This is a genomic window from Paramagnetospirillum magneticum AMB-1 (genome assembly GCF_000009985.1).
GTDB classification, from domain to species: domain Bacteria; phylum Pseudomonadota; class Alphaproteobacteria; order Rhodospirillales; family Magnetospirillaceae; genus Phaeospirillum; species Phaeospirillum magneticum.
In genome coordinates, this window is record NC_007626.1 from 412,711 (window position 1) to 424,712 (window position 12,002).

Genomic DNA, 12,002 nt, shown 5'->3' on the forward strand with positions numbered 1-12,002 from the left:
CATGGCAACCAAATCCGTCTCCATCCGTCTGTCCCTGCAGGACGGCGAAACCGTTCGGCGGAGCCTGATCCAACTGGGTAACGACGGCCAGAAGGCGCTGGCCAGGATTGAAGGGGCGGCGCAACCGGCGTCGAAGTCGCTGCTGGCGATGAATGCCGCCAGCCAGGATATCCAGGGCGGCATGGCGGGGTTTGCTTCCCGGCTTGGCCCCATCGGCTCGGTGATGATGGCGTTGGGTCCGGCCGGGCTGGCGGCGGGCGCGGCTATCGGCTTCTTCGGCAAGGCCATGGTGGAGTCCACCATCAAGGTGGAAAGCCTGGAGGCCCGGCTGAAGGGGCTGGTCGGCGCCGCCGCCCTGACCGAAACCACCAGCTATCTCTATGCCCAGGCGCAGAAGACCGGCACGGCGCTGGAAACGGTGGTCGGGGCCTATTCCCGGCTGGCGGCGTTGCAGAAGGCCGGGATCATCACCACCGGCGAAAGCCGCGCCTTGCTGGAAGGGTTTCAGTCCACCGCCATCGCGCTGGGTGCCTCGTCCGAGCAGTTGGAGCAATCGCTGTTCGGTCTGGCCCAGGGGCTGTCGTCGGGCACGCTCCGCGCCGAGGAACTCAACCAGATCGTCGAACCCATGCCGGGCCTGCTGCAGGCACTGGACCGAGCCGCCGCTCTGCCCTCGGGCGGGTTCCGCCAGATGGTCACCCAGGGCAAGGTCACGGCGGATTTTTTCCGCGACACCCTGATCAAGGCGTTGCGGGGCTTCGACGAGGCCGCCAAGGAAAGCGCCGATACCGCCGAGCGGTCCTTCACCCGCATGGCCAATGCCTGGCAGGGATTTACCAACGCTCCCTGGCTGCGCAAGGTTCTGTCGGGCGGAGCCAATGCCGGGGCGGCGACGCTGGAATCGCTGACGCCGGGGGAATCGACGGTCAAGTCGCGGCTGGCCGATCTGGACCGCCGCATCGCCGCCCTGGGGGGCGAGCAGGCACTCGATAAGCCGTTGCCGGCGGGCACCCATTCCGTGGTGGTGCAGGCGGTCAGGGAGGAAAACGAGGAACTGCGCCGCCTGCTGGCCGAGCGCCAGGATGTCGCCGCCGATCTCGACGAGATCACCCGCAAGCGGGCGGGCATGGAAGCCCATGCCAAGATGGAGCGCGACCGGGTAAGGGCCGAGCAGCGCGAGCCGACCTATATCGAGAAGCTGTCGGATCTCAAATTCGAGGTGGAATGGCAGGAGAAGCTGAATGCGGCCCGCGCCGCCGGCAACGCCGAATTCTCCCGCACCAAGGCCCAATACGAGGCGGCCAAGGGCTTTCGCCAGATCGAGAAGGAGCTGTTCCAGCAAGGTGGCGTCTATCGCACCCAGCCCAAGGAAAAGGAGATCAAGGATCTGCTGGCCCGCGAGGCCGAGGCCAAGGGGGCGGGAGAGATGTCCGCCCAGGCCCAGGCCGAGGTGCTGGGATTGAACCTCCAGGCCCGTGGACAGGAGCGTCTGGCCGAAGCCGCCCGCACCGGGGGACAGGCCCAGATCGACGCGGCACGATCCGCCAAGGTGCTGGAGTTCGCCTTCAAGAATAACGGCGCGGCGGTGGCCGAATACGATCGGGCGCTGCGCCGCATCGATGCCGCCGAACTGTTGGAGCAGAAGAACGGCCTGATCCGCACCATGGGGCAGGAAGTCGCCGCCAATGATCGCCTCGCCGATTCCGCCAAAGGCTCGGTGGCCGACACCATCCTGGCGGAACGGACCAACTGGCTGGCCGAACAGGCCTCCAAGGGGCTGAGTGATGCCAATGGCGACTTGGCTGCCTCCTACGCCCAGGTGCAGAAGTCCCGCGCCAACAGCGAAGCCGCCCGTGCCGTTGCCGATCTGGAGCGCGAGATCGACGCCCAGATACGGCTGGCGGAGGCGGTGCGCAGCAGTGATCGCACCAAAGTCCGTAACGTCACCATCGACAACGACGTCGCCAAATTCGCCCGCAGCCACAAGCTGGCCGAGGATGATCCCAAGGTCGATGAGTACCGGGCGGCCCGGTCCCGCCAATACGCCGAAGCGGTCAAGGACGAGGCCCGACAAACCACTCTGGCCTATGACGCCACCCTGCGGTTCAAGGATGAACTGGCCAAGCTCAACGAGCAGCGGGCCAGCGGCGCCTTGTCGGAGGAGGCTTACACCCGCCGCTATCGGGAATTGGAGCAGGACAAGCTGGCCGCCAGCCGCGACTGGCAGGACGGAGCCATCCGGGCGGTGCGGGCCTATGCCGACGAAGCCAGCAATGCCGCAGCCAGTGCCGAACGTGCCATGTCCGGAGCCTTGCGGGCCAGCGAGGACGCCTTCGTCAAATGGGCCATGACCGGCAAGCTGGCCGGGCAGGATCTGTTCAACAGCCTAGCCGAGGAGGCCCTGCGCGCCGCCTGGCGCATGTCGGTGGTGGCGCCGCTGTTCGGCGGGGCCGGTGGCGGTATCTTCGGCGGCATGATCGCCAGCATCGGCAGTTTCTTTTCTGGGACCGCTTCGGGCGGCGCCAGTTCCGGCGGTGCGGCGCCGGTGCCCGATACCGGCAACTTCGCCATCGCCCATACCGGCGGCTTGATCGGTCTCGACCGGCTCGATACTCGTTCATACAGCGCGTCGGTGTTTTCCAATGCGCCGAAATTCCACGGCGGCGGTCTGGTGGCTGGCGAACGCCCCATCGTCGCTCGCGTCGGCGAGGGGGTCTTCACGCCCCGGCAGATGGATAATGCCGACCGCATCCTGAACGCCGCCCTGTCGCAGCCAGCGTCAGTGGGCGTGGTGGTCACGGTCAACAATCATGCGTCGGGCACCCAGGCCCGCGCCGAGCAATCTCAGGGGGCGGATGGCCGCATCCATCTCGACATCATCGTTGAGGAGATTGAAGGCCGCATGAGCCGCCGCATCGGTTGCGGCGAGGGCATGGCCCCGATGCTGGAGCATCGCTATGGGCTGAACCCGGCGGCAGGGACCTATCGATGACCACGCTCGTCTCCTGGCCCACCCGGTTGCCGCTGCCGACCTATGACGGTTATGCCCTGGAACCGGAATCGGCCGTCACCCGCACCGACATGGAATCCGGCCCAGCCCGGCAGCGGCGGCGGTTCACCCAAACGCCTACCCGCATCCCTGTGCGCTGGCGCATGTCGGCGGTGGATTTCGCCACCTTCGAGGCATGGTTTCGCCTGAAGCTGGACGATGGCGCCGACTGGTTCGCCATCTCCCTGCTGGTTGGAAGCGGCATTGTCGCCCACGAGGCCCGTTTCGTTGGCCAGGGCAACACCCCCTACAAGGCGGTGCCCAGTCGAGGCGGGGCTTGGATCATCACCTCGGTGTTGGAAGTCCGCGAGCGCCCCATGCTCGACGAGGGGGCGCTGGAGATCCTGCTGGCCGAGGATGTGGTCGTTCTCTTTGCCAACATCCAGACCCTTCATACCACCCTGCATGTCGGCTTGCCCGTCAGCATTCGCTGGTGATCATCCATGACTCTGCAAACCGATCTCGCTGCTGCCGTCGCCAAGGTGACCGCGGACAGCACCCTGCTGCACAAGGTGGTGCATGGCCCCGCCAGCGGGACCGAGTGTCAGGTCGTCACCGAGGGTGGGACCGTCAAGACGGTGGCGAAGGCTATCGCCGATATCGATACCCAGCTTCAGTCCGGTCTGAACACCTTGGACCAGAAGGTTGCTGCAGCGGCCGCCAGCGCGGCGCTTGCCGTCAACAGCGCCGATGCGGTGGAAACGAGCGAGGCAGCCATTACGGCAAACGCCCAGGCCGCCCGTCAGTCGGAAACGCATGCCGCCGCCAGTGCTTCATCCGCATCTGGCAATGCTGCTGCGGCCAATGCCAGCGCGGTCGCGGCACAGGCATCCCGGCAAGCCTCGGAAAACGCTGCCGCCCAGGCGGAACAGGCCCGGACAGCCACGGTGGCGGCGAAAGCCGTCGCCACGCAGTCGGTAATCGATGCAGGAGCTTCGGCATCGGCAGCCAACGCCTCCGCCATCGCGGCGAATACCAGCGAAGCCGCCGCCCAGGCGAGCGCGGAAGCGGCGGCCCTGTCGGAACAGCAGACGGCGGCCTCCTCGGCCTTGGCCGTGGCCGCCGAGGCCAGGGCCACCGCGTCGGCGGCCCAGGCCCGCGCCTCGGAAACCGCCGCCGCAGACTCGGCAATTGTTGCGGCTCAGGCCGAAACCGACGGCGCCTTCTGGGCCGGACAGGCCGAGAGCTTCGCTGTCGCGGCTGAAGCGGCGGCCACCATCGTTGCCGATGCCACCGGACTTGATCTGCAAACTCTGATCGTTTCCGCCCGCAGGGGCTCGGACTACCGGACGCTCGGCATCGAGTTGTTCTGAGGGGACGCCCATGACCACCCTTGCCCATTACCTGACGGTCAAGGCCGCCCAGGACAACGGCTTCGCCACCATCTCGACCAAGCTCGACGATCCCAGTCTCCGGATGGACGATTTCGCGCTGATGGTGAAGGCCATCGAGTTGATCGAAACCGTCCAGGACACCGATGCCTACGACGCCCTGCTGAGCAAGGTGGCGACCAAGGCCGCCGAACTCTACGCCACGGACTTAAGCGGCGAGGCCATCCTCATGCTCACCCGGGCCTCCCGGCTGGGCGACATCCCCCATGGCGGGGAGGAGCGGTGGATGCTGCTTAACCGCGACGAAAGGAACATGGATGTCACCGGCGCCGTGATGGTCGGTGAACGCAGCCTGGAATCGTTCGGCGATTGCGTCCTCGAAACCTTCTACGCGGAGACTTGATCCCATGCCCCTGACCATCACCCCGATCCCCAATGCGGCTCCCTTCACGGCGTTCTCCGACAATGTCGGCATCTTCAGCAATTCCAAGGCCCGCGAAATCCCGGCCCGGCTCAATGCCATCGCCCAGGGCCTGAAGGATCACATCAACACGCTCTGGCTGGCCACGGCCACCAGCTTCATCAACGGCACGGTGATCGCCGGTCTCAACGCCGCCCTTGCCAAGATCGAGACCTTCTCCAACGGGATCGAAACCCGCATCAACAATCAGATGGCCGAGTTTCAGGTCAATCTCGCCAATTACCTCGGAACCAATGCCGGGTATTCGGTCAGTGCCGCCAATGCTGCCCTGTTCACGGGGGGCATCGTCGCGGGTGACGTCGTCTACGACGTTGCGGGAAGGGCGGCTTCTATCCGGCAGGGCCCGCGTCTGATCAACGGCATCACCTACAACGACGACGGAACCATGGCGGGCTACGCCGAGAAACTGACCTTGGGCGGCATCACCTACACCCGCGCCTACAGCTTCACCTATACGCCCGACGGGCAGATTGCCGCCATTACGGAGGTTTGACGATGGACATCCTGACGTTCAACGCGATGAAACAGTACCAGCGCCGTATTGACAGCGATCTGCTCGACCCCTGGAAGCGCCCGGCCTTCGCCGTGGTCACCATGAGCAGCTCGGCGCCCTGGGGTACCGTGGTCTACAACCACTATCTCCAGGAGCTTTGCCGCCAGCATTACAATGACAGCGGCTATATGCAGGGCAGCACCAGCAGCTTGGGAACCGAGTTCTTCAACAACTGGTATTCCTACGGCCAGACCAACTCGAACATCTCGTCGACCGACACCTCCTACGGTGACGGCACGGCGCGGTGCGGGCATCTCGGCCATATCGCTCTCGGCGTCGGTCCCGACGGTTCGATGATCGGCCGCCCCAGCCCCTATGCCGGCACGGCGCTGAGGAATGTCGGCGTCTGGGTCAACAACAAGACCAACAAGAACCTCGCCCTGTTCATGGAGAACCAGTACGCAGGCGTGGCGCCGCGTGCCATCGCGCCTGGCCGCCTGACCGGCACCGAGGGCTGGCACCTGGCCTGGACCAACACCAAGTTCTACGCCCAGAACAATTTCGGCACGTACAACAAGTACGGGATGATCGGCTACAACGAGAAAACCGGCACGTTGGTCATCAACGAGAACAGGAATGGTGGCACCTCCATGAGGCTGCACGTCTATTCCAATGTCCCACCGTTCGACATTTCCGCCAGCAACCGCCGCGCCTGGTTCAACAATCTCGATGAGACCAAGCACATCTTCTACGACTGGACGGCCAATTCGGCCGGGTATGCCGAGAGCCTCTATCGCGGCATCGTCATTCCCTGCGACGACGGCAAGATCATCATCGTGCGGATGGAGCCCAGCAATTACTGCATGCTGGACCGGTTCACGCCGAACGGCGCCGGTGGCTACACCAAGGAAGCCACCCACACCCTGAGCACGACCACCACCTACGGCATGGAATCCGCCGACCGCAACGGCATCCGCTTCCAGATCTCCAACGACGGCAAATACGTCATCTGCTACCAGCCCTATTACTACTATGGGGCCGGGGCTGAGGTGTTCCTGATCCGGGTGTCGGACGGGAAGTACGCCTTCCTGCAATACCAGGATTCCAGCTATGGCCGGTCGTTCGCGCCCATCCGCGACAGCGACTTCATGATCTCCTACAGCCCGAACTCGGACAGCGGCTACGGCATCTACATGTCGCACATCGACACCCGGACGGTGTTTCAGGCCATCGCCGACAAGGGCGACATGAGCTCCAAGGTGCCGGGCTTCAACGTCTACATCTTCGACAGCGCCTATCACTCGACCAACTACCCCTACATCGTCCCGATCATCGGAGGCATCTGATCATGGCCGGCAAAATCAGCTTCCCCCACGGCAATGACTGGGGCGTCATCGGTCCCGAGGGCGACCACGATCTGCCGGTGGACTCGACCCTGGGTCACCGGTTCCATCTCGTCGATGGCGAGGTCATCGACCGCTACGACGGCGCCACCGACGACGAGGTCCGCGAGATTGATGCCGCGCGCGTCGTCGAGCGGCAGGCCGAGGAACTCCAGGCGGCCAGAACCGCCCTGGTTCGCCGGGTCAAAGCCGAAGCGGCGGGGCGCATCGCCACTCTCGACTGGAAGGTCGAACGCGCCCGAGAGCGGGATGCCCTGAACGGGACCAAGACCCTCCAGGATGTCTATGCCGAGCGTGAGGTTATTCGGCGGGCGAGCAACGAGGCCGAAGCCGCTATCGCCAAGCTCACCTCCCAGGAAGAGATACTGGCCTTCTCCTGGTAGCCCCTTCCACCGACCCGGAATTCAATGCCATGACCGAACAATCCCCGGAAATCTGGGCGGGCGTCGCCACCCAGTATGTGGGCGCGTGGGGGCAAGCAGCCCCCATGGTCCAAATCGCCGCCATCACCGCCACGGTGATCATAATTGCCATCATCGCCTGGGCATGGTCGCGGAAGCAGGGGGCGCCGGATGCGTCCGGTGTCCCCGTCGAGGCCTTCGCCCATGTGGTCGAGGAACAGGCCCGCCAGACCGAGGCGCTCCGCTCCGCGGTCGAGGGCCTATCCGAGATCGTCCACGAGATGCGCAAGCTGCTGGCGGCCAGGACCTTCTGCCCGTTCCCGTCGCCCATGTGCGTGCCCGGCAAGGACAACCATGCCTGATCCGGCATTGTCGCAGGCGCTGAAGGAGGCGTTTGCGTCCGCCCCGGCCGGAACGGTGGTTCTCGATACGTTGGAGATCTGGCATCCAACCTTTGACGAGCCGATCCGGGTGGTCCGTGACCACGCCGATCTCACCGCCCGGCTGGAGGCCGGCGCCCCCCGCGATGGCGGCAAACGGGTGACCTTCGCCGCGCTGGCTTTTGAGTTCTCGCCGCCACCGGTGGATACCGCTCCGGTGCCGGAAATCACCGTCACCCTCGACAATGTCGGCAGCGACATCACCGATGCCCTTGAGGGCGCTGCCATCAGCCAGCAGGTGATCGAGATCACCTGGCGGCCCTATCTCTCCACCGATCTCAACGGCCCCCATATGGACCCGCCCATCACCATGACCCTGACCGAGGTCGAAGCCGACACGATGAGAGTCACGGGGCGCGCCCGCATGCTGGATGCGGGGAACAAGTCGTTCCCCTCCATCACCTATACCGCCCGGCGCTTTCCCGGTCTGGCGCGCTGATCTTCGCAGGGCGCTGCCCTGTCCTTAGACCCGGGGGGCATACATGCCCCAGGGCACCTGCCAGGGACTCGTCCCTGGACCCCATTCCTTCGAGGGCATCATGCATTGGGCTGCCGCTTATATCGGCCTGCCGTGGTCCGTCCACGGCAGCGGGCCGGACCTGTTCAATTGCTGGGAATTCGTCCGCATGGTGCAGGCCCGACATTTCGGTCGTCTGCTGCCCGAGATCGGCAATCCAGAAGACATGCTGGTCATGGGGCGGACCTTTCGCGACCACCCCGAGCGTCGCCGCTGGGCCAAGGTTGACCCGCCAGCGGAGGGCGATTGCGTGCTGTTGCGCCGGTCTCGCCATCCCATCCATGTGGGCGTCTGGCTCGATGTGGATGGCGGCGGCGTCCTGCATTGCGCCGAGGGCGCCGGGGTGGTGTTCCAGCGTTCGGACGCGCTCGCGCTCAACGGCTGGGCCATCGAAGGTTTCTACCGGTTTTCGCCATGACCGCCTCCATAGTTATCGTCACCAATCCCTTCGAGCCGGTGACCAGCCGCTCGGTGCATGCGGTGGAATCCGGGATCACGCTGGGCGGCCTGTTGCAGGGTTGCAGCATTGCCGAGGATTGCTGGTCCGATGGCCCGGAAATCCTGATCGGCGGCATGGCGGTGCCGGTCGGCATCTATGCCGTCCGGGCCATCGCGGACGGAGAGGTCGTCACCGTCATTCGCTGGCCCCAGGGCGGTGGGGGCGGTGGTGGGGGCGGCAAGAACCCCATGCGGATCGTGTTGACCATCGCGGTGATGGTGGCCGCCATCTATCTGGGCCCCATGGCGGCGGTGGCCATGGGCTATACCGCCGCTGGCAGTGCCGCCGCCATGGCTACCGCCGGCATCGCCATGGTCGGTTCGGTGCTGATCAATACGGTGATCCCGGCCCCCAAGCCCTCCATGCCCTCGCTCAACTGGGGCGGCAGCGGCAGCGCCCCGGCCCCCAGCCCGACCTATTCGATCCAGGCTCAGGGCAACCAGGGCCGATTGGGGCAGCCGATCCCGGTAATCTATGGCCGCCACCTGATCTATCCCGACCTCGCCTCCGAGCCCTACCAGGATTACGTCGGCGGCGAGCAGTACCTGTATCAGCTTCACGTCATCGGCCAGGGGGAGTATGCGGTCGAGCAGATCCGCATCGAGGACACCCCGATTTCCTCCTTCGAGGAGGTCCAGACCGAAACCGTTCCGCCCGGCAGCCGGGTCACCCTGTTCGAGCCGGATGTGGTCACCGCCGCCGAGGTGGCGGGGCAGGAACTGGTGGCTCCCAATCTGGCGCAACCGGGCGACGACGGATATATTGGCCCGTTTACCGCCAACCCGGTCGATACCACGGTCGGGGCGCTGGGCATCGACGTGGTGATGCCGCGTGGCCTCTATTACGCCAATGACGGCGGCAGCCTTGATAGCCGCACCGTCCAATGGCAGGTCGAGGCCCGCGCCATCAATGCCGAGGGGGGAGCTATTGGCGGCTGGGCGGTTCTGGCGCAGCCGTCGCATAGTGCCGCCACCAACAGCACGCTCCGTCTGTCCTTCCGCTATTCGGTCAGTCCGGGCCGTTACGAGGTCCGCCTCAAGCGTCTCGACACCAAGGATACCGCCGAACGCGCCGGCCACGAAATCCGCTGGGGTGCTCTGCGCGCCTATTTGACCGGCCAGCCCGATTTCGGCGCCGTCACCCTGCTGGCGGTCAAGATGCGGGCCACCGACAATCTCAGCCAGCGCTCCAGCCGCATGATCAACGTCATCGCCACCCGCAAACTGCCGGTATGGTCGGCGGCGGGTGGTTGGTCGGCCCCGCAGCCGACCCGTTCCATCGCCTGGGCCTTCGCCGATGCCTGCAAGGCGGACTATGGCGCCAAGCTGGCCGACAGCCGCATCGACCTCAAGACGCTGGCCGCCCTGGATGCCGTGTGGGCTGCCCGTGGCGATTCCTTCGACGCTGTATTCGACACCAGCATGACGGTGTGGGAGGCGCTGACCCGCATCGCCCGCTGCGGCCGCGCCGTGCCCATCCAGCAGGGCGGCATCGTCCGGATCATCCGTGATGCGCCCCAGACCATGCCGGTGGCCATGTTCGGGCCACGCAACATCGTCAAGGGCTCGTTCAAGATCAAATACGTCATGCCCGGCGACGACACCGCCGACGCGGTGACCGTCGAGTATTTCTCGTCGCGCACCTGGAAGCCCGACGAGACCACGGTCAAGCTGGCCGACAGCCAGGGCGACAACCCGGCCAAGGTCAACCTGTTCGGCTGTACCGCCAAGGATCATGCCCAACGGGAAGGTCTCTACATCGCCGCCAACAACCGCTATCGCCGCCGCATGGTCACCTTCCGCACCGAGCTGGAGGGCATGATCCCGACCTATGGCGATCTCGTCGCCATCACCCACGACATGCCCCGCTGGGGTCAGGGCGGCGAGGTGATCGATTGGCGGGCCGAATCCGCGAAGCCGCCCTGGACTGGGGCGGTTCTGATGCTGTCCGAACCGCTGACCTGGACCGAGGGCGCCAGCCATTACCTGGCGCTGCGCCGCCGCGACGGAAGTCTGGCGGGGCCGTTCCGGGTCGAGCCAATGGCCGATGCGCCCACCATGGTGCGTCTCGCCGAGCCGCTGACCGTCACGCCTTATACCGGCGGCTCGGAGGAGCGGACCTACTTCTCCTTCGGCCCCGGCCAGGCATGGGCCCAATCCGCCCGCATCCTCGCCATCCGTCCCCGCGCCGAGCAGGTGGAGATCACCGCCGTCGCCGAGGATGCTCGAGTGCATGTGAATTAGCCGTCTTTCATTTCCCGTCCCCACAGCCGCCTCCGGGCGGCTTTTTTCGTTGGAGAATGACCATGACCCAGTCCTGCACCATTCCTCGCGGCATTCGCCTCAACAATCCCGGCAATATCAAGGAATCCCCCGGCGACAAGACCCAATGGCAGGGCGAGCGCGCCACCGATGACGATCCGGTGTTCGAGGAGTTTGTCAGCCCTGAAGCGGGCATTCGGGCGCTGACCCGCATTCTGCTCAGCTATCAACGCCGCTACGGCCTGAACACCGTCGCCGGAATCATCAATCGCTGGGCGCCGGGCTGCGAGAACGACACCGGCTCCTATATCGCCCATGTCGCTTCTCGCCTGGGCGTGACGTCCGATCAGGCCATTGACCTGACCAAGGCCGACACCATGGCCGGACTGGTCGAAGCCATCATCCGCCATGAGAACGGCCAGCAGCCCTACGCCAGAGAGGTGATCCTGGCAGGGGTTGGCATGGGGCTGGGGAGCGCTTGATCATGAATCTGCTCGATCTCCTCGGCGATGCCGCCGCCATCGCCGCCAACCCCATCGCGGGGCTGGCCAAGGTGGCGCTGGACGTGGCGCCGGACATCGCCAGCCTGTTCGGCGACGATGCCGAGAAGGCCGTGGGCAAGCTGGCCGACAGTGTCCGCGCCATCACCGGCACCGACGATCCCGACAAGGCCCGTGAGGTGCTGGCCGATCCCAATCTGGTATTCCAGCTTCGTGCCCAGGCGCAAGGATTCGCCCATGCCGAACGTATGCAGCAGATGACCGGGGCCATCACCACGCTGACCGCTACCCTGGCCGACCGCCAGAACGCCCGAGCCAGGGACAGCGAGTTCATCAAGGCCGGGCGCAGCAACACTCGCGCCAACGTCCTGCTGGTGACCGCTGGACTCGGCATTGTCGGCGGGATCGGCTTCATGGTGTTCGGCCATGTGGACGGCAACACCGCCGTCGGCGGCTGCATCATCTCGGTGGTGACACTGCTTGCGGGCAAGTTCGCCACCGCGTTTGATTTTGAGTTCGGCGGCTCGGCGGATTCCGAGCAAACCCGCACTCTGCTGGCGCAAGCACCACCCATTAGGTAAGTCGAGCATGACGCAGTCGACCGAGGGAGCATCCCCCGGTCGACCG

Annotated in this window: 13 protein-coding genes; all 13 read left to right on the forward strand. The window is 65.4% G+C overall.

Annotation, left to right across the window (positions count from 1 at the left end; genetic code table 11):
* Position 1 precedes the first annotated feature (1 nt).
* Positions 2-2,992: a tape measure protein gene (locus AMB_RS01955; RefSeq protein WP_011382829.1), complete on the forward strand. Its 2,991-nt coding sequence runs from the start codon at positions 2-4 to the stop codon at positions 2,990-2,992.
* Entirely contained in the window at positions 2,989-3,486 is a 498-nt protein-coding gene (locus AMB_RS01960; RefSeq protein ID WP_011382830.1) for a hypothetical protein, read from the forward strand. Before AMB_RS01955 ends, AMB_RS01960 begins: the two co-directional genes overlap by 4 nt.
* A gap of 6 nt (positions 3,487-3,492) precedes the next feature.
* Entirely contained in the window at positions 3,493-4,362 is an 870-nt protein-coding gene (locus AMB_RS01965; protein WP_011382831.1) for a hypothetical protein, read from the forward strand.
* A gap of 10 nt (positions 4,363-4,372) precedes the next feature.
* Positions 4,373-4,783, forward strand: coding sequence for a hypothetical protein (locus AMB_RS01970; RefSeq protein WP_011382832.1), 411 nt, complete (start codon positions 4,373-4,375; stop codon positions 4,781-4,783).
* Between the two features lie 4 nt (positions 4,784-4,787).
* Complete coding sequence (locus AMB_RS01975) at positions 4,788-5,354, forward strand: hypothetical protein (RefSeq protein ID WP_011382833.1); 567 nt, start codon at positions 4,788-4,790, stop codon at positions 5,352-5,354.
* Between the two features lie 2 nt (positions 5,355-5,356).
* The gene (locus AMB_RS01980; RefSeq protein WP_011382834.1) at positions 5,357-6,700 is read left to right on the forward strand and encodes a hypothetical protein; all 1,344 of its coding nucleotides are present in this window, start codon (positions 5,357-5,359) and stop codon (positions 6,698-6,700) included.
* Positions 6,701-6,702: 2 nt separating this feature from the next.
* Entirely contained in the window at positions 6,703-7,140 is a 438-nt protein-coding gene (locus tag AMB_RS01985; protein ID WP_011382835.1) for a hypothetical protein, read from the forward strand.
* A 29-nt stretch (positions 7,141-7,169) separates the two neighbouring features.
* A complete protein-coding gene (locus AMB_RS01990; protein ID WP_011382836.1) occupies positions 7,170-7,520 on the forward strand; it encodes a hypothetical protein in 351 nt (116 codons plus the stop codon).
* On the forward strand, positions 7,513-8,037 hold the full coding sequence (locus AMB_RS01995) for a DUF1833 family protein (protein WP_011382837.1): 525 nt from the start codon (positions 7,513-7,515) through the stop codon (positions 8,035-8,037). Before AMB_RS01990 ends, AMB_RS01995 begins: the two co-directional genes overlap by 8 nt.
* 100 nt (positions 8,038-8,137) lie before the next feature.
* Positions 8,138-8,533: an NlpC/P60 family protein gene (locus AMB_RS02000; RefSeq protein WP_043745819.1), complete on the forward strand. Its 396-nt coding sequence runs from the start codon at positions 8,138-8,140 to the stop codon at positions 8,531-8,533.
* Positions 8,530-10,857: a host specificity factor TipJ family phage tail protein gene (locus AMB_RS02005; RefSeq protein ID WP_011382839.1), complete on the forward strand. Its 2,328-nt coding sequence runs from the start codon at positions 8,530-8,532 to the stop codon at positions 10,855-10,857. Before AMB_RS02000 ends, AMB_RS02005 begins: the two co-directional genes overlap by 4 nt.
* Positions 10,858-10,919: 62 nt before the next feature.
* Entirely contained in the window at positions 10,920-11,357 is a 438-nt protein-coding gene (locus AMB_RS02010) for a structural protein (RefSeq protein ID WP_043743182.1), read from the forward strand.
* Between the two features lie 2 nt (positions 11,358-11,359).
* On the forward strand, positions 11,360-11,956 hold the full coding sequence (locus AMB_RS02015; protein WP_011382841.1) for a hypothetical protein: 597 nt from the start codon (positions 11,360-11,362) through the stop codon (positions 11,954-11,956).
* The last annotated feature ends 46 nt before the right edge of the window (positions 11,957-12,002 follow it).

What these genes read in the sequence shown, in the direction of transcription:
- AMB_RS02010 (WP_043743182.1), top strand. Translation starts at nt 10,920, where the DNA reads ATGACCCAGTCCTGCACCATTCCTCGCGGCATTCGCCTCAACAATCCC.
- AMB_RS01985 (WP_011382835.1), top strand. Translation starts at nt 6,703, where the DNA reads ATGGCCGGCAAAATCAGCTTCCCCCACGGCAATGACTGGGGCGTCATC.
- AMB_RS02015 (WP_011382841.1), top strand. Translation starts at nt 11,360, where the DNA reads ATGAATCTGCTCGATCTCCTCGGCGATGCCGCCGCCATCGCCGCCAAC.
- AMB_RS01960 (WP_011382830.1), top strand. Translation starts at nt 2,989, where the DNA reads ATGACCACGCTCGTCTCCTGGCCCACCCGGTTGCCGCTGCCGACCTAT.
- AMB_RS01995 (WP_011382837.1), top strand. Translation starts at nt 7,513, where the DNA reads ATGCCTGATCCGGCATTGTCGCAGGCGCTGAAGGAGGCGTTTGCGTCC.
- AMB_RS01990 (WP_011382836.1), top strand. Translation starts at nt 7,170, where the DNA reads ATGACCGAACAATCCCCGGAAATCTGGGCGGGCGTCGCCACCCAGTAT.
- AMB_RS01980 (WP_011382834.1), top strand. Translation starts at nt 5,357, where the DNA reads ATGGACATCCTGACGTTCAACGCGATGAAACAGTACCAGCGCCGTATT.
- AMB_RS01975 (WP_011382833.1), top strand. Translation starts at nt 4,788, where the DNA reads ATGCCCCTGACCATCACCCCGATCCCCAATGCGGCTCCCTTCACGGCG.
- AMB_RS02005 (WP_011382839.1), top strand. Translation starts at nt 8,530, where the DNA reads ATGACCGCCTCCATAGTTATCGTCACCAATCCCTTCGAGCCGGTGACC.
- AMB_RS01955 (WP_011382829.1), top strand. Translation starts at nt 2, where the DNA reads ATGGCAACCAAATCCGTCTCCATCCGTCTGTCCCTGCAGGACGGCGAA.
- AMB_RS02000 (WP_043745819.1), top strand. Translation starts at nt 8,138, where the DNA reads ATGCATTGGGCTGCCGCTTATATCGGCCTGCCGTGGTCCGTCCACGGC.
- AMB_RS01965 (WP_011382831.1), top strand. Translation starts at nt 3,493, where the DNA reads ATGACTCTGCAAACCGATCTCGCTGCTGCCGTCGCCAAGGTGACCGCG.
- AMB_RS01970 (WP_011382832.1), top strand. Translation starts at nt 4,373, where the DNA reads ATGACCACCCTTGCCCATTACCTGACGGTCAAGGCCGCCCAGGACAAC.